The sequence below is a fragment of the Aquincola tertiaricarbonis genome (assembly GCF_023573145.1).
GTDB classification, from domain to species: domain Bacteria; phylum Pseudomonadota; class Gammaproteobacteria; order Burkholderiales; family Burkholderiaceae_C; genus Aquincola; species Aquincola tertiaricarbonis_B.
This window is the reverse complement of record NZ_CP097636.1, coordinates 2,037,144-2,053,811: the sequence shown is the minus strand read 5'-3', so window position 1 is coordinate 2,053,811 and position 16,668 is coordinate 2,037,144. Positions and strand designations below refer to the sequence as shown.

The following is a 16,668-nucleotide window of genomic DNA, read 5'->3' as shown; positions in this document are numbered from 1 at the left end:
CCATGACGGCCCTGATCCTTTTCGTCTTCATGGGGTGCGCGGTCATCGCCATGCCCATCGCCCATGCGCTGCTGGTGGCGGCGCTGGCGGCGGCCGCCAGCTCCGACCGCGTGCCGCTGGACCTGCTGGTGCAGCAGATGGTGGCGCAGGTACAGAGCTTTCCGCTCATCGCCATCCCGTTCTTCATGCTCACCGGCTCGCTGATGATGGGCGGCAAGCTCGGCGAGGCGCTGGTGGGCGTGCTCAGCACGCTGATCGGCCGCTTCCATGGCGGGCCGGCGCAGGTGGGCGTGCTGTCGTCCACCTTGTTCGGCGGCGTCTCGGGCTCGGCGGTGGCCGATGCCTCGGCCATCGGCTCGCTGCTGATCCCGTGGCACAAGCGGCTGGGCTATCCGCCGGCCTTCTCGGCGGCCACGCTGGCGGCGGCGGCCACGATCGACATCCTGATTCCGCCGTCGATCCCGATGATCCTGTTCGCGCTGACGTCCAACGCGTCCATCGCCTCGCTGTTCGTGGCCGGCGTGCTGCCGGGCCTGCTGATGTGCGGCGGCTTCATGGTGGCCTGCTGGTGGGTGGGCAAGCGCCGCAACTTCCCGCGCGACACCTCGGCCTTCAACGGTCCGGCCTTCCGCCGCCACCTACTGTATGCCTCGCCCGCGGTGCTGCTGCCGGTGCTCATCATCATCTTCCTGCGCTTCGGCATCGCCACGCCCACCGAGGTGGCCGTGCTGTCCACGCTGTATGCGGGTGCGGTGTCGGTGCTGGTGTACCGCGACCTGAGCTGGCGCCGGCTGCATGAGGCGGTGGTGCACTCGGGCCTGGCCACCGGCGTGGTGCTGCTGGTCATCATGGCCTCGGCCGCCATCGGCTGGCTGCTCACCTTCGACCAGATGCCCACCGGCATCGCCAGCTGGGTGCAGCAGAACGTGCAGGCCGGCTGGATGGTCATCCTGATGATGAACCTGCTGATGCTGTTCCTGGGCATGTTCATCGACCTGCCGGCCGCGGTGCTGCTGCTCACGCCCGTCTTCGTGCCCATGGCCAACGCCATCGGCATGGACATGACCCAGCTCGGGATCATGATGGTCGTGAACCTCGCCATCGGCCTCTACACGCCGCCGGTGGGCACCACGCTCTTCATCACCAGTGCGCTGGCCAAGGTGAAGGTGGGGCAGACGGTGCGCGAGCTCGGGCCCTTCTACCTGGTCGCCTTCGGCGTGCTGGCACTCGTCTCGTACGTGCCGGCCTCCATCCTCAAGTAACTCCTTCGTCGAGGTTCTTCAATGACTGAGCAAGAACAGTTGCTGGCGCGGCTGCGCCAATGTGCCTACCGCATCCGCCGCTACGCCCTGCGCATGGGCGAGGTGCAGGGCCAGGGCTACATCGGCCAGGCCCTGGGGTATGCCGACGTGCTGGCCGTGGCCTACGGCCATGCGCTGACGCTGCGGCCGGCCGAGCCCGAATGGGAAGGCCGTGACCGCTTCCTGCTGTCGCACGGCCATTACGCCATCGCCTTCTATGCCGCGCTGATCGAGGCTGGCGTGATCCCCGAAAGCGAGCTCGAGACCTATGGCAGCGACGACAGCCGGCTGCCGATGTCGGGCATGGCCGCCTACACGCCGGGCATGGAAGTCTCTGGCGGCTCGCTGGGCCAGGGCCTGGCCATCGGCGTGGGCATGGCGCTGGGCCTCAAGCACAAGGGCAACCCGGCCTTCGTCTACAACTCCATGTCCGACGGCGAGCTGGACGAAGGCTCCACCTGGGAAGCCGCGATGGGCGCCGCCCACCACCGGCTGGACAACCTGATCTGCCTGGTCGACATCAACAACCAGCAGGCCGACGGTCCTTCGGGCAAGGTGATGGGCTTCGAGCCGCTGGCCGACAAGTGGGCGGCCTTCGGCTGGCATGTGCAGCGGGTGGCGGGCAACGACCTGCCGGCGGTGCTGGCCGCCTTCGATGCGGCGCGGGCGCTGAAGGCACCGCAGCCGCGCGTGATCCTGTTCGACACGCTGATGGGCAAGGGCGTGCCCTTCCTGGAGCAGCGCGAGAAGAACCACTTCATCCGCGTCGATCCGCCCGAGTGGCAGCAGGCGCTGCAGATCCTGGACCAATCGCAAGCTGAAGGAGTGCCGGCATGAACGCCCCCGTCACCGACAAGAAGCCCCGCCTGACCACCTCGGCGATGATCGCCTCCATCGCCGCCGAGGGCCAGCGCGTCAAGGCCGCGCCCTTCGGCAAGGCGCTGGTGGACTACGCCGCCACCCGCCCGGACGTGGTGGGCCTGACCGCCGACCTGGCCAAGTACACCGACCTGCACCTGTTCGGCCAGGCTTACCCCGAGCGCTTCTTCCAGATGGGCATGGCCGAGCAACTGCTGATGGCCACCGCCGGCGGCATGGCCAAGGAAGGGTTGGTGCCCTTTGCCACCACCTATGCGGTGTTCGGCACCCGGCGCGCCTATGACTTCATCCACCAGGTGATTGCCGAGGAGAACCTCAACGTCAAGATCTGCTGCGCGCTGCCCGGCCTGACCACCGGCTACGGCCCCAGCCACCAGGCCACCGAAGACCTGGCGATGATGCGCGCCGTGCCCGGCCTCACCGTCGTCGACCCCTGCGATGCGCTGGACATCGAGCAGGCGGTGCCGCAGATCGCCGAGCACCCCGGCCCGGTGTACATGCGGCTGCTGCGCGGCAATGTGCCGCTGGTGCTGGACGAATACGACTACCGCTTCGAGCTGGGCAAGGCCAAGCTGCTGCGCGACGGCGCCGATGTGCTGATCATCGCCAGCGGCTTCATGACGATGCGGGCGCTGGAGGCGGCTGCCGCGCTGGCCGCCGACCGGGTGGACGTGGCGGTGCTGCATTGCCCCACCATCAAGCCGCTGGACGAAGCCACGCTCTTGCAGCAGGTGCGCAGCAAGCCGCGCCTGGTGGTGGTGGCCGAGAACCATTCGGTGGTGGGTGGCCTGGGCGAGGCGGTGGCCAGCCTGCTGCTCCAGCACGGGGTGCATCCGCCTGCCTTCCGGCTGGCCGGGCTGCCCGACGCCTTCCTGGATGCCGGCGCGCTGCCCACGCTGCATGAGCGTTACGGCATCAGCACCACCGCGCTGTCGGAGCGCATCAAGGCCTGGTTGGGGTGAATGTGAGCCCCCAAGCTCGCTGTTGCTCGCTAGCCTCCGAGGGTGCCGCTCAGTCCCTTGGGGCGGCCCGGCGGGACTGACTCAGGGTGATCCCGGGGAGGCATGGCGCTTGCTGACCCATCGCCCGCATCCCGGGAGTGCCCATGACCCACAGCGAACAGCCCACCGTGCTGGTGGTGGACGATGACGTCGACTGCGCACAGTCGCTCTGCGATCTGCTGGGCGAGCTGGGCTGCTGCGTGCAGGCGCGGCACGATGGCCGCTCCGCGGTGGAAGCGGCGGTGGTGCTGCGGCCGGCGCTGATGATCGTGGACCTGGCGCTGGGCTCGGAAGACGGCTGCCGGCTGATGAACACCATCCGCGACCTGCTGCCACCCGGCGACCGGCCGGTGATGGTGTGCCTGACCGGCCGTGCCGACCCGCGCACCGAGCTGGAATGCCTGCAGCAAGGTTTCGACCTCTTTCTGGCCAAGCCATTGATCACCGAGGCCTTGCACGAGGTGCTGGCCGTGGCTGCCAGCCGCCGCCGCTGGCGGCCCCAGGCCAACCTGGCCGTGCGCTCGCGGCCGCTGCCGCCGCCGGGCTGACGTCGCGCACCGATCACCGAGGCTCAAGCACCCGGTCCAATGACCGAAAACGGTGCATGTCTGCAGTACCGCCCCCCGCGCCCGCGTCCGCGGCGTCCACCGAACCGGGCGCCAGCGACTCCGCCGCGGCCGCCGACCCGGGTTTTGCGCAGTGGTGCGCCCGCATGCGCCTGCCGCCAACGCCTGAGGCCATGCGCGTCTGGCGCGTCGTCGAGGCTTCGCGGATTCCCCTGCACTACGGAAAGATCGACCTGTAGGAGGCCGACGGCGGCAGGGTCTGCCTGCCTGCCGCCCGGCTTCCACCGTTGCGCCCCATGTCCACCACCACCGCGCAGAACCTCGTTGATCGCGTCGCCGGCAAGCGCCGCCGACTGCTGCGCGGCCTGGTGCTGGCCAACCTGGCGGTGGCGCTGCTGCTGGGCGGCCTGGTGCTGGCCGTGCTGGTGTCTTCCAAGCGCGCCTACGAAAGCCGTGCCCGCGACATGGCCGAGCGCCTGGTCAGCATTGCCCAGCTCAACATCGCCAGCGAGCTGTCGCAGGTGGATGCGGTGATGCGCGCCACGCTGGACGACTTGCAGCGCCGCGGCGATGGCTGGCCCTCCGAGGATGCCCGCGTGCAGCAACTGCTGGCCGACCGCCTGCGGCTGCTGCAGGGCGTGGAATCGCTGCAGCTGGCCGATGCGCAGGGTCAAGTGCGCTGGGGTGCCCCGGCGCGAGAGGCCGCGCGCATCGACGACCGGGAGTTCTTCCAGCAGGCCGTGGTGCACGGCGGTGGGCAGGCGCTGCTGGCCGGGCCGCTGCGCAGCGGCAGCTCGGGCCGCTGGGTGCTGGTGGTGGTGCGGCCGATCCGGCTGGAAGGCCGCTTCGTCGGCACGCTGCACGCGACGCTGGGCGTCGGCCACTTCGAGCAGCTGTTCTCCCACTACGACCTGAGCGCCCGCGACGCGATGACGCTGCGCACCCAGGGCGACCTGCGCCTGGTGGCGCGTCGCTCGCCCGGCAGCGGGCTTCAGGGCGAGGTGGGCGCCACCCAGGTGTCGCAAATGCTGCGCGACACCGTGTCCCGCTTCCCGGGCAGTGGCAGCTACATCTCGCAGGTGCCCATCGACGGCGAGCTGCGCACCACCGCCTACCGTGCGGTGTCGGGCTGGCCGTTGGTGGTGTTCGCGGGCGTTAACCACGAGCGCTTCTTCCAGCCCTGGCGTCACCAGGTGCTGAGCGTCTCTCTGGTGGCGGCCCTGGCCTGGAGCCTGACCGCCGCCGCCGCGGTGGCGGTGTACCGCTTTGCGCTGCGCGAAGCCGGCGCCATGCAGTCCATCGCCGCCCATGTGCTGCAGCAGCAGCAAAGCCAGCACCGCATCTCCGAGCTGTTGCAGGAGCAGGCCGCCATGCTCAACAACGACCTGGTGGGCATGATCAAGGTGCAGGGCAGGGTGCTGACCTGGAAGAACCGCGCCTTCGAACGCATGCTGGGCTACCGGGCCGGCGAGCTGGAAGGCCGGCCGATGCGTGAGCTGTACCCCGACCAGGAAGAATTCGACCGCGTCGGCCGCGAGGCCTACCCCCACCTGGCACGCGGCAGCAATTGCCGGCTTCAGGTGCGCATGCGTTGCAAGAACGGCCAGTCCATCTGGGTGGACCTCAACGGCATGCCGCTGTCCGAGACCGAAAGCTTCTGGATGGCGCTGGACGTCACCGCCACCCGCCAGGTGCATGAGACGCTGCAGCATGCCGCCTTCCACGACGTGCTGACCCAGCTGCCCAACCGTGCGCTGCTGCTGCAGCGGCTGCAGCACAGCCTGGCGCAGCCACGCCGGCCGGCCGACGAGGTGGCGGTGTGTTACCTCGACCTGGACGGCTTCAAGGCGGTGAACGATGCGCTGGGCCACGATGCCGGCGACGCGTTGCTGGTGCAGCTGGCGCGCCGCATGGCCGGCCAGCTGCGAGAGGAAGACACCGTGGCCCGCATCGGCGGTGACGAGTTCGTGGTGGTGCTGGGCCCGATGCCGGCTGACGACTGGCGGCGGGTGCTGGACCGCGTGGCCGCGGCCATCAACCAGCCGGTGACGCTGGGCGACGGCCGCATCGTGCGGGTGGGCGCCAGCGTGGGCGTGGCGGTGGCCGGCGAGGTGCTGGCCCACGACGCCGCGCCCGACCGCGCCCCCAGGCCGGCCGAACTGCTGAGCCGTGCCGACCAGGCGATGCTGGCTGCCAAGCGCGAAGGCAAGGGCCGCTGGCGCCTGGCCGACAGCGCACTGACCGAGGCGGCCGGGCAGGGGTAGCGCTAACCCGCTGCCTACAATCGGCCGCATGTCTGGCCCCCCGGCAAACCCCAAGCGCAGCCGCCGCCGCAGCGGCGCCGTCACCCTGCACGACGTGGCCCGCCTGGCCGAGGTGGCGCCCATCACCGCCTCGCGCGCGCTCAACACGCCCGACCGGGTGTCGCCCGAGGTGTTGCAGCGCGTGACCGACGCGGTGCGCCGCACCGGCTACGTGCCCAACCTGCTGGCCGGCGGCCTGGCTTCCACCCGCAGCCGCCTGGTGGCGGCGGTGGTGCCCACGATTGCCGGGCCGGTGTTCCTGCAGACCATCCAGTCGCTCACCGCGGCGCTGGAAGCCCAGGGCTACCAGTTGATGCTGGGCCAGACCGGCTATGTCGACAGCCGCGAGGACGCGCTGCTGGAAGCCATCATCGGCCGCCGGCCCGATGGCATCGTGCTCACCGGCATCATGCATTCGGCCCACGGGCGCCAGCGGCTGCTGGCCGCGGGCATCCCGGTGGTCGAGACCTGGGACCTGACGCCCACGCCCATCGACATGCTGGTGGGTTTTTCGCACGTGGAGGTGGGCCGCGCGGTGGCCGCCTTCCTGCACGGCCGCGGCCGGCGTCGCCTGGCCGTGATGGCGGGCGACGACGAGCGCTCGGCGCGGCGTCACGGCGCTTTCCGCCAGGCCGCGGTGGCGCTGGGCCTGCCCGAGCCGGCGCTGGTGACGGTGCCGGCCCCCACCACGCTGGGCAGCGGCCGCGCCGCGCTGCAGCAGTTGCTGGCCGCGGATGCCTCCGTCGACGCGGTGTTCTGCAGCTCCGACCTGCTGGCGCTGGGCGTGCTCACCGAAGCCCAGGCCCGTGGCCTGGCGGTGCCGGCGCAGCTGGCGGTGATGGGCTTCGGCGACCTGGAATTCGCGGCCGACCTGCACCCGGGGCTGACCACGGTGCGCATCGACAGCCATGCCATCGGTCGCCAGGCGGCGCGCTTCATCGTCGAGCGGGCTGAAGGCCGGCCGGTGGCTGAGCGGGTGGTCGACCTCGGCTTTTCCATCGTCGAGCGCGGCAGCGCCTGAGCCCGCCGGGCTACGTAGTTCCTCGAATCGCCCGCGGCAACGCGGTAGCGCTACCATTTGCTCACCGTTTGGTAGCGCTACCGTGGTTGGCTGCCAGCCCGATGACCCGACGTTCAGGAGACTTGGATGAAGAAGTTGTTCACCACCGCCGCATTGGGCCTGGCCCTGGTCGCCGGCGCACATGCCCAGGCATGGCCCAGCAAGCCGGTCACCCTGCTGGTGCCGTTTCCGCCCGGCGGCAGCACCGACACCGTGGCCCGCGCCATGGGCGCCGCGCTGGGCAAGACCTTCAACCAGACCTTCATCGTCGACAACAAGGCCGGCGCCACCGGCACCATCGGCGCGGCGCAGGTCAAGCGGTCGGCGCCCGACGGCTATACCTTCCTGGTCACCTCGCTGGGGCCGCTGGTCATCGCGCCGCACCTCATCAAGTCGATGCCGTACGACGCACTGAAGGACTTCGACCCGATCACGGTGCTGGTGCAGGCGCCCAACGTGCTGGTGGTGCCGGCCGCTTCGCCCTACAAGACGGTGGCCGAGGTCATCGGCCACCTCAAGTCGCAGCCGGGCAAGATGACCTTCGCCTCTTCGGGCAACGGCAGCAGCGACCACCTGACGGCCGAACTCTTCTGGCAGGAAACGGGGACCAGCGGCCTGCACATCCCGTACAAGGGCGGCGGCCCCGCCATCTCCGACCTGCTGGGTGCGCAGGTGGAGGCTTCGTTCCAGAACGTCAACGCGGTGCTGCAGCACATCAAGGCCGGCAAGCTGCGGGCGCTGGCCGTCACCGGCGCCAAGCGTGCGGCGGTGCTGCCCGATGTACCCACGCTGGCCGAGGCCGGCGTGAAGAACGCCGACGTGTACTCGTGGCAGGCGGTGGTGGCGCCCAAGGGCCTGCCGGCCGACGTGCGCAGCAAGTTCCACGAAGCCCTGCTGGCCGCGCTGCACGACCCGCAGGTGCAGCAGCAGTTCACGGCCGTCGGCCTCGAAGTGGTGGGCAACACGCCCGCCCAGTTCGCCGCCTTCCAGGCCAGCGAGTTCGCGCGCTGGAAGAAGGTGATCGAGACCGGAAAGATCACCGCTGATTAAAACCTGGACCTTGCCATGAGCCTTTCCTCAACACCCTTGATCACCGCCCTGCAGGTGATCCCCGTCGCCGGCCGCGACAGCATGCTGCTGAACCTCAGCGGCGCGCACGGGCCCTTCTTCACCCGCAACCTGCTGATCCTGACCGACAGCGCCGGCCGCACCGGCGTGGGCGAGGTGCCGGGCGGCGAGAAGATCCGCCAGACGCTGGAAGACGCCCGCCCGCTGGTGGTGGGCCAGCCGGTGGGCAGCCATGCCGGCCTGGTGCGCACGCTGCAGCAAGCCTTCGCGGATCGCGATGCCGGCGGCCGCGGCCTGCAGACCTTCGACCTGCGCACCACCATCCATGCGGTCACCGCGGTGGAGTCGGCGATGCTCGACCTGCTGGGCCAGCACCTGAACCTGCCGGTGGCGGCGCTGCTGGGCGAGGGCCAGCAGCGCGATGCGGTGGAGATGCTGGGCTATCTCTTCTTCATCGGCGACCGCACCAAGACCGACCTGCCCTACGACAGCCAGCCGGGCGAAGCCGACGACTGGCTGCGCCTGCGCCATGAGGTGGCGATGACGCCCGAGGCCGTGGTCAAGCTGGCCGAGGCCGCCTACCAGCGCTATGGCTTCAATGACTTCAAGCTCAAGGGCGGTGCGCTGCGGGCGGAAGAAGAGATCGAGGCCATCCGCGCGCTGCATGAGCGCTTTCCGAAGGCCCGCGTCACGCTGGACCCCAACGGCGGCTGGCTGCTGAAGGACGCGGTGCGCCTGATGCGCGACATGCGCGGCGTGGTGGCTTATGCCGAAGACCCCTGCGGCGCCGAAGAAGGCTTCTCGGGCCGCGAGGTGATGGCCGAATTCCGCCGCGCCACCGGCCTGCCCACGGCCACCAACATGATCGCCACCGATTGGCGGCAGCTCACGCATGCGCTGTCGCTGCAGTCGGTGGACATTCCGCTGGCCGATCCGCACTTCTGGACCATGGCCGGCAGCGTGCGCGTGGCCCAGACCTGCCGCGACTGGGGCCTGACCTGGGGTTCGCATTCGAACAACCACTTCGATGTGTCGCTGGCCATGTTCACCCACGTGGCCGCCGCGGCGCCGGGCCAGGTCACGGCCATCGACACCCACTGGATCTGGCAGGACGGCCAGCGCCTGACCACCGACCCGCTGCAGATCCGCGGCGGCCTGGTGCAGGTGCCGAAGGCGCCGGGCCTGGGCATCCAACTCGACATGGCCGAGGTGGAAAAGGCCCACCAGCTGTACCGCCAGCACGGCCTGGGTGCGCGGGACGACGCGGTGGCGATGCAGTACCTGATCCCCGGCTGGACCTTCAACCCCAAGCGGCCGGCGCTCGATCGCTGAGCCTGGCAGTCCCACACAACAAGGAGGAGACAGACGATGAAGCCGATCAACACGCAGCGCCGCCGCCTGATGCAAGCCGCTGCCGCCACCGGGCTGGCCGCCAGCGGCGGCAGCGCCCTGGCGCAGGTGTTCGAGTTCAAGCCCCACCAGCGCTACCCCGACCCCGCGGTGCAGATCCTGGATCCTTCGTTCGCCAAGTACCGCATCTACAGCAGCACGGTGGAGCAGGTGGCCAGCGGCATGCGCTGGGCCGAAGGGCCGGTGTACTTTCCTGAAGGCGGCTACCTGTTGTGGAGCGACATCCCCAACAACCGCATCATGAAGTACAGCGAGCGCGATGGCAGCGTGAGCGTGTTCCGCGCCAACGCCAACTACGCCAACGGCAACACCCGCGACCGCCAGGGCCGGCTGCTGACCTGCGAACACTCGGTGACGCGCCGCGTCACCCGCACCGAGCGCGACGGCAGCATCACCGTGCTGGCCGACAGCTTCGAGGGCAAGCGCCTGAATGCGCCGAACGACATCGTGGTGAAGTCCGACGACAGCGTGTGGTTCACCGACCCGCTGTTCGGCATCAACGGCGAATGGGAGGGCTCGCGTGCGAAGTCCGAGCAAGCCGGTACCCACGTCTACCGCATCGCCCCCGATGGGCGCATCAGCGCGGTGATCACCGACCTGGTCAACCCCAACGGCCTGGCGTTTTCACCCGACGAGAAGCACTTGTACGTGGTCGAGTGGAAGCCCACGCCCAACCGCAGCATCTGGCGCTACGACGTGGGCAGCGACGGCGTGAGCCTGACCAACAAGACCAAGCTGATCGACGCCACCGACCAGGGCGCGCTCGATGGCTTCCGCGTCGACCGCGATGGCAACCTGTGGTGCGGCTGGGGCAGCAACGGCGCGCTGGCCGCCGAGCCGGTGCAGATGAACGGCCGCGCGGTGTACCCGCTCAAGGGCCAGCCCGAAGACCTGGACGGCGTGCGTGTGTTCAGCCCCCAGGGCAAGCCGCTGGCGCACATCCGCCTGCCCGAGCGCTGCGCCAACCTGTGCTTTGGCGGGCCGAAGAACAACCGGCTGTACATGACCAGCAGCCATTCGGTCTACGCGCTGTACGTGGAAGCCCACGGCGCTGTATAGAGCCCCCAAGCTCGCTATGCTCGCGCCCCCCCGTGGGGGAGCATTCAGCCTTGGGACGGCCCGGCGGCTGAATGATCACCGAGGCTCGCTGCGCTCGCGCCGTCGGGCTTCACGCACTCACCGCCACGATCACGCTGCCCGCCTTGAAGAAGGCGGTGGCGCGGCCACCGGCGGCCAGGCCCATGGCCTGCACGCTGGACTGGGTGACGATGGCGGTGACGCTGCCGCCGGCATCCAGGTCCAGCGTCACCTCGCTGTTCACCGCGCCGGGCTGCACCTGGCGCACCACACCCGCGAACTGGTTGCGGGCCGACAGCCGCAGGCCGTCCAGTTCGGTGGCCAGCATCACCGACGAGGCCTTGACCAGTGCCACCGCCGGCATGTTGAGCCGCAGGCCCAGCGCGTCGGTGCTGTCGCGCGTCACCGTGGCCACCACGCGCGGCCCATCGGCCACGCTGATCTCCACCTCGTCGTTCACCGCGCCGGCCCGGATGGCGGTCACGCGGCCGTTGAACTGGTTGCGGGCGCTGGTCTTCAAGATCATCCACCTCGTCAGTGACACCTCGGCCTGCAGGTCGAAGGCTTCTTCGTCCAGCAGGTGCAGCAGCCGCTGGTGCACCGCGGCCACCTGTTCGTAGCGGTCCAGCAGCAGCCGGCCGGGTTCGGTCAGGCGGGTCGAGCCGCCGCCACGGCCACCGGCACTGCGCTCGACCAGCGGCTGGCCGGCGGCGCGGTTCATCGCCTCGATGGCGTCCCACGCGCCCTTGTAGCTCAGGCCCACGGCCTGCGCAGCGCGGGTCAGGGAGCCTTCGTCGGCCACCGCGCGCAGCAGCGCCATGCGGGCCGCGCCGCCCAGCCGTTCAGCCCCGCAATCCACCCACAACTCACCGCCCAGGCGTGGGCGTTCGGGGCGCCTGGCATGGCGGGCCATCAGCGCACACCCTCGGGCGCCGACACCACCCGACCGGCCTGCAACTGCACCACGGCATCGGCCAGCAGCTCGGCGTCTTCGTCGTCGTGGGTGATCAGCAGCGTGGGCACGGCCACCTCGGCCCGCAGGTCCAGCAGCTCGCGGCGCAGGGCCTGGCGCAGCGGCCGGTCGAGTGCGGCAAACGGCTCGTCCAGCAGCAGCGCGTCGGGCTCGGTCACCAGTGCGCGGGCCAGCGCGGTGCGCTGGCGCTGGCCGCCGGAAATCTGGTGCGGGTAATGATCGACGATGGCCTGCAGATGGAAGGCCTTGACCCAGCGCTCCACCTGCGGCGCATCGGCCGAGCGCCCCGGATTGAGCCAGCCGCGCCGCAGCGCAAAGCCGATGTTCTGTCGCACCGTCAGGTGCGGGAACAGCGCGTAGTCCTGGAACACGTAGCCCAGCCGCCGCTGGCGCGCCGGCAGGCTGAAGCCGGCTGCGCTGTCGTGCAGCACACGGCCGGCGATGGCCACGCGGCCGGCGTCGGGCCGGGCCATGCCGGCGATGAGCTTGAGCGTCTGCGTCTTGCCGGCGCCGGAAGGGCCGACCAGGGCCATATGCGGCTGCGCCAGCGTCAGGTCCACGTCCAGCGTGAAGGTCTGGTCGCCGTGGCGCAGCCGGCGCTGCAGGCGCAGCGCCCAGGTGGGCGGCCGGGCGGCTTCGGTGGCCGCGGGCGGGGCAGGGCGGGTGGCCGAGCGGCCGGGCCGCAGCGCGGTGTCATCCATGTGGTTTCATCCCCGCGCCAGCACACGCCCCGGCGCCAGCCGGCCGGCGGCCAGCAGCACCGCGATGCAGGTGAGCGAGGTGACGCCCACCAGGAAGTTGGCCACGTCGTCCTGGCCGGCCTGCACCGCTTCGTACACCGCGATGGACAGCGTCTGCGTCTTGCCCGGGATGCTGCCGGCCACCATCAACGTGGCGCCGAACTCGCCCAGCGCCCGCGCAAAGGCCAGCAGCAGCCCGGCCAGGATGCCGCGCCAGGCCAGCGGCAGCGTGACGCGGAAGAACACGGCGGCCTCGCCCAGGCCCAGCGAGCGGGCGGCATCTTCCAGCTGCGGGTCCACCGTCTCGAAGGCCGCGCGCGCGGCCTTGAACACGAGTGGGAACGACACCACGGCCGCCGCGATCACCGCCGCCTGCCAGCTGAAGATCAGTCGGATGCCGAAGTGCTGCAGCAGCCAGCCGCCCAGCGGCCCCTGCGTGCCGATCAGCACCAGCAGGTAGTAGCCCAGCACCGTGGGCGGCATCACCATGGGCAGGGTGAGGGCGGCGTCCAGCAGGTCGCGACCCGGGAAGCGGGCGCGGGCCAGCAGCAGCCCCGCCCCGATGCCCAGCACCAGGTTGATGGCGGTGGCCCAGCCGGCCACCTTGAGCGTGAGCAGCAGCGGCACCAGCGCGCCGCTGAACGAGCTGCCCATGCCGGTGCTCAACGCGGCTGCCCGAAGCCATGGCGGGCCAGCACCGCCTGCGCGGGCGGGCTCAGCAGCCATTGCACGAAGCGCTGCGCCAGCTCGGGCTGCGCACTGCCCGCCATGGGCGCGGCCGGGTAAAGGATGGGCTCGGTCGTCGGCACCGTCAGGGCCACCTTCACCTTGCCGGGCACCAGGGCCGCATCGGTGGCGTAAACGAAGCCGGCGTCCACCTCGCCACGGGCCACGTAGTCCAGCGCCTGGCGCACGTTGTTGGCGCCGATCATGCGCGGCTCGATCGCGGTCCACAGCCCGGCCGCCTGCAGCACCTGCTGGGTGTAGCGGCCCACCGGCACGCTGGCCGGCAGGCCGATGGCCACGCGCTGGTAGGCGGGCTGCGCCAGGTCGCCCAGGCTGCGCGGCGGCTGGGTGCTGGCGGCGGGCACGATCAGCACCAGGCTGTTGCTCATCACGTTGCGGCGCTGCTCGCGCTTCACCAGGCCCTGGGCCTGCGCCTGGTCCATCGTGGCCTGGTCGGCGCTGACGAACACATCCACCGGCGCGCCCTTGGCGATCTGCTGCAGCAGCGCGCCCGAGGCCGCGAAGTTGTATTGCAGCTTGGTGCCGGGGTGAGCGGCCTCGAAGGCCGGTGCCAGTTCCTGGAAGGCGTTGTTCAGGCTGGCCGCGGCCGAAACCGTGAGTTCAGCGGCCTGCGCGGCGCCCAAGCCGATCAGCAGCGCCAGCGCGGGCAGGGTGGAGAGCTTCATACCGATAGAGCGAAGAGGGTCGCGATATGAAGCAGTATAGAGAGCGCTATTACAGAGGAGCGCCTTGGCCAAATTCCGCTCCGATGGCACTGCGTTATGCAGCGCAATGCATAACCAGCGGGCCTCGCCTTCCACGCTCAGCCCAGCGGCATGGCCGGGCATTCGCGCGCCCAACGGCCAAGGTCATCGCCAGCGGCTACGCTTGCATCCAGCCAAGCCGGCGCTGCGTAGCCTTGCGCAGGCCGCATCAATCACAGGAGTAGCCATGTCTGCAGGCGCGCGTGTCGCGGTGGGTTGGGTGGAGCAGGGCCTGGTGCCCGACAAGGTGGTGCGCCTGGGCATCCGCCGGCTGCTGAAGGAGCGGCTGGACGAGATCGCCGACCGTGACGCTGAAGCCGCGGCCGAGATGACCACCGCGTTCGTGCGATCGCTGGGCCAGGCGCCGGTGGCCTTGCTCACCGAGAAGGCCAACGAACAGCACTACGAGGTGCCCGCCGCCTTCTTCCAGGCCGTGCTGGGCCCGCGCCTGAAGTACAGCTGCGCGCTGTGGCCCGAGGGCGTGAACACCCTGGCCGAGGCCGAGGCCGCCGCACTGGCCACCACCTGCGAGCGCGCCGGCCTGGCCAATGGCCAGAACGTGCTGGAGCTGGGCTGCGGCTGGGGCTCGCTGTCGCTGTGGATGGCGCAGCGCTACCCCGACAGCCTGTTCACCGGCGTGTCCAACTCCCACTCCCAGCGCGAGTACATCGAGGCCCAGGCCCGTGAACGCGGCCTGCGCAACCTGCGCATCATCACCGCCGACGTCAACCACTTCGAGACCGGCGACCGCTACGACCGCGTGGTGTCGGTGGAGATGTTCGAGCACCTGCGCAACTGGCCCGAGGCTTTTCGCCGCGTGGCGGGCTGGCTCAAGCCCGACGGGCGCTTCTTCATGCACGTGTTCGCCCACCGCAGCACGCCGTACGAGTTCGTGGTGCGCGACGAGACCGACTGGATGAGCCAGCACTTCTTCTCCGGCGGCATGATGCCCAGCGACGACCTGGTGCTGCACTGCCAGGACGACCTCAAGCTGCAGCAGCGCTGGCGCTGGAATGGCCGCCACTACGCGCGCACCTCCGAGGCCTGGCTGGCCAACATGGACGCCGCCAGGCCGCAGCTGTGGCCGCTGTTCGAGCGCACCTACGGCGCCGAGGCCGCGGTCTGGTGGACACGCTGGCGGCTCTTCTTCCTGTCGGTGGCCGAGCTGTTCGGCTACGACGAGGGCCAGCAATGGTGGGTCAGCCACTACCTGCTGGCGCCCAGGGCCGCGAACCGATGACGACGCTGCATGTGGCGGCCGTCGGCTTCACGGCCGGCCTGGCCCTGGCGGTGTTGACCTGGGTGGCCAGCGTGGCGCGGCACGACGCCAGCCTGGTCGACCGTGTGTGGGGCCCGATGATCGTGGCCACCGGCGGCGCCATGGCCTGGCAGCTGGGGGCCACCGATGTGCGCACGCTCACCATGCTGGTGATCGCCGGCCTGTGGGCGCTGCGGCTGGCGGGCTACATCACCTGGCGCAACTGGGGGCATGGCGAAGACCGCCGCTACCAGGCCATCCGCGCCCGCAACCAGCCGGGCTTTGCCTTCAAGAGCCTGTACCTGGTGTTCGGTCTGCAGGCGGTGCTCGCCTGGATCGTGGCCTTGCCCTTCCTGGCGGCTGCGCTGGGCATGCTGGGCAACGAGCGCGACTGGATGTGGCTGGACGGCCTGGGCGCGGCGCTGGCCGTGTTCGGCCTGGTGTTCGAAGCGGTGGCCGATGGCCAGATGGCCGCTTTCAAGGCCAACCCGGCGCACAAGGGCCAGGTGATGGACCGCGGGCTGTGGCGCTACTCGCGCCACCCCAACTACTTCGGCGAGACCTGCGTGTGGTGGGGCCTGGGCCTGATGGCGCTGGCCGCCGGCGGCTGGTGGGCCTTGCTGTCGCCGCTGCTGATGACGGTGCTGCTGCTCAAGGTCTCGGGCGTCAGCCTGCTGGAGAAGGACATGCATGAACGCCGCCCCGGCTACCGCGAGTACGTGGCCCGCACCAATGCCTTCCTGCCCGGACCGCCGAAGTCGGGTGCAGCGGCGGCCACCGAGGGGCGGCAGTGAGCTCGGCGTCGCTGCCCGTCCGCCGATGGATCCTGTGCGCAGCGGGGTCGGTCGCCCTGGTGCTGGCCACCGCCGGAGCGTCTGCCACCCCGGCGCCATCCGCAGCCGCCCGTGCCGCCGCCACGCCTGCGCCGGTGGCGGGGTCCGCCGAGTGGCGCTTCGAGGTGCAGCTGGACGGCAAGCCGGTGGGCGAACACCGCTTCACGCTGAGCCCGCTGGTGAGCAGCAACAGCAACGGCAACGGCAATGAGCGGCGGCTCGTCAGCGTCGCCAGCTTCGACGTCAAGCTGCTGGGCATCACCGTCTACCGCTACCGGCATGAGGCGCGCGAGCGCTGGCAGGGCGACTGCCTGGCCGAGTTGGACGCCCGCACCGATGCCAATGGCAAGGTGAGCACCGTGAAGGCCCAGCTGGACGGGCAGTCGCTGCTGGTCACCTCACCGGCGGGCACCGCGCCGCTGCCCGCGTGCAGCATGACCTTCGCCTACTGGAACCCGGCCATGCGGCGGCAGACGCAGTTGCTCAACCCGCAGACCGGCCGCGGCGTGGCGGTGCAGCTGGTGCCGGTGGGCACCGGCATGGTGGAGGTGCGCGGCACGCCGGTGGCGGCCGAGCACTGGCGGCTGACGGGCGACGAATCGCCGATCGAGCTGTGGTACGCCCCCGGCAGCGGCGACTGGCTGGCGCTGGACGCCACCGTCAATGGCCGGCGGCTGAGCTACCGACTGCGCTGAGCGCGTGATTGCTG

The 16,668-nt window shown here is 70.4% G+C and carries 17 protein-coding genes; 13 read left to right on the top strand and 4 right to left on the bottom strand.

All coding sequences use genetic code 11. The features are described from left to right. Positions 1 to 2: 2 nt before the first annotated feature. The 10 genes from MW290_RS23765 (at position 3) to MW290_RS23720 (ending at position 10,647) form a co-directional block, all read left to right on the top strand. Entirely contained in the window at positions 3 to 1,262 is a 1,260-nt protein-coding gene (locus MW290_RS23765) for a TRAP transporter large permease (protein WP_250196822.1), read from the top strand. A gap of 21 nt (positions 1,263 to 1,283) precedes the next feature. After that, positions 1,284 to 2,138: a transketolase gene (locus MW290_RS23760; RefSeq protein ID WP_250196821.1), complete on the top strand. Its 855-nt coding sequence runs from the start codon at positions 1,284 to 1,286 to the stop codon at positions 2,136 to 2,138. Then, positions 2,135 to 3,142 carry a transketolase family protein gene (locus MW290_RS23755; protein WP_250196820.1) on the top strand — a complete coding sequence of 336 codons (1,008 nt, stop codon included), beginning with the start codon at positions 2,135 to 2,137 and terminating at the stop codon, positions 3,140 to 3,142. The genes MW290_RS23760 and MW290_RS23755 overlap by 4 nt, the downstream gene beginning before the upstream one ends. 143 nt (positions 3,143 to 3,285) lie before the next feature. Then, complete coding sequence (locus MW290_RS23750) at positions 3,286 to 3,729, top strand: response regulator (RefSeq protein ID WP_250196819.1); 444 nt, start codon at positions 3,286 to 3,288, stop codon at positions 3,727 to 3,729. Positions 3,730 to 3,785: 56 nt separating this feature from the next. Further along, positions 3,786 to 3,986, top strand: coding sequence for a hypothetical protein (locus MW290_RS23745; protein WP_250196818.1), 201 nt, complete (start codon positions 3,786 to 3,788; stop codon positions 3,984 to 3,986). A 57-nt stretch (positions 3,987 to 4,043) separates the two neighbouring features. Further along, the gene (locus MW290_RS23740; RefSeq protein WP_250196817.1) at positions 4,044 to 6,011 is read left to right on the top strand and encodes a bifunctional diguanylate cyclase/phosphodiesterase; all 1,968 of its coding nucleotides are present in this window, start codon (positions 4,044 to 4,046) and stop codon (positions 6,009 to 6,011) included. 28 nt (positions 6,012 to 6,039) lie between these two features. Next, complete coding sequence (locus MW290_RS23735; protein ID WP_250196816.1) at positions 6,040 to 7,071, top strand: LacI family DNA-binding transcriptional regulator; 1,032 nt, start codon at positions 6,040 to 6,042, stop codon at positions 7,069 to 7,071. A 126-nt stretch (positions 7,072 to 7,197) separates the two neighbouring features. Continuing rightward, positions 7,198 to 8,160 (top strand): Bug family tripartite tricarboxylate transporter substrate binding protein, encoded by a 963-nt coding sequence (locus tag MW290_RS23730; RefSeq protein ID WP_250196815.1) that lies wholly within the window; start codon positions 7,198 to 7,200, stop codon positions 8,158 to 8,160. Positions 8,161 to 8,175: 15 nt separating this feature from the next. Beyond that, entirely contained in the window at positions 8,176 to 9,510 is a 1,335-nt protein-coding gene (gene gudD, locus MW290_RS23725) for a glucarate dehydratase (RefSeq protein WP_250196814.1), read from the top strand. A gap of 36 nt (positions 9,511 to 9,546) precedes the next feature. Then, entirely contained in the window at positions 9,547 to 10,647 is a 1,101-nt protein-coding gene (locus MW290_RS23720) for an SMP-30/gluconolactonase/LRE family protein (protein WP_250196813.1), read from the top strand. Positions 10,648 to 10,756: 109 nt separating this feature from the next. On the opposite strand, the gene MW290_RS23715 is transcribed toward MW290_RS23720, so the two are convergent. Genes MW290_RS23715 through modA form a run of 4 tightly spaced genes read right to left on the bottom strand, consistent with a single transcriptional unit; the run spans position 10,757 to position 13,790 of the window. Next, the gene (locus MW290_RS23715) at positions 10,757 to 11,578 is read right to left on the bottom strand and encodes a TOBE domain-containing protein (protein WP_250196812.1); all 822 of its coding nucleotides are present in this window, start codon (positions 11,576 to 11,578) and stop codon (positions 10,757 to 10,759) included. Further along, positions 11,578 to 12,339 carry a sulfate/molybdate ABC transporter ATP-binding protein gene (locus tag MW290_RS23710; RefSeq protein ID WP_250196811.1) on the bottom strand — a complete coding sequence of 254 codons (762 nt, stop codon included), beginning with the start codon at positions 12,337 to 12,339 and terminating at the stop codon, positions 11,578 to 11,580. Before MW290_RS23710 ends, MW290_RS23715 begins: the two co-directional genes overlap by 1 nt. A gap of 6 nt (positions 12,340 to 12,345) precedes the next feature. Continuing rightward, the gene (gene modB / locus MW290_RS23705; protein WP_250196810.1) at positions 12,346 to 13,032 is read right to left on the bottom strand and encodes a molybdate ABC transporter permease subunit; all 687 of its coding nucleotides are present in this window, start codon (positions 13,030 to 13,032) and stop codon (positions 12,346 to 12,348) included. A gap of 8 nt (positions 13,033 to 13,040) precedes the next feature. Beyond that, complete coding sequence (gene modA, locus MW290_RS23700; protein WP_250196809.1) at positions 13,041 to 13,790, bottom strand: molybdate ABC transporter substrate-binding protein; 750 nt, start codon at positions 13,788 to 13,790, stop codon at positions 13,041 to 13,043. Between the two features lie 265 nt (positions 13,791 to 14,055). Between modA and MW290_RS23695 the strand changes: the two genes are divergently transcribed. Genes MW290_RS23695 through MW290_RS23685 form a run of 3 tightly spaced genes read left to right on the top strand, consistent with a single transcriptional unit; the run spans position 14,056 to position 16,654 of the window. Next, a complete protein-coding gene (locus MW290_RS23695; protein WP_250196808.1) occupies positions 14,056 to 15,108 on the top strand; it encodes an SAM-dependent methyltransferase in 1,053 nt (350 codons plus the stop codon). Next, on the top strand, positions 15,105 to 15,920 hold the full coding sequence (locus tag MW290_RS23690; RefSeq protein ID WP_250196807.1) for a DUF1295 domain-containing protein: 816 nt from the start codon (positions 15,105 to 15,107) through the stop codon (positions 15,918 to 15,920). Before MW290_RS23695 ends, MW290_RS23690 begins: the two co-directional genes overlap by 4 nt. Further along, positions 15,917 to 16,654: a DUF6134 family protein gene (locus tag MW290_RS23685; protein ID WP_250196806.1), complete on the top strand. Its 738-nt coding sequence runs from the start codon at positions 15,917 to 15,919 to the stop codon at positions 16,652 to 16,654. The genes MW290_RS23690 and MW290_RS23685 overlap by 4 nt, the downstream gene beginning before the upstream one ends. Positions 16,655 to 16,668 lie beyond the last annotated feature (14 nt).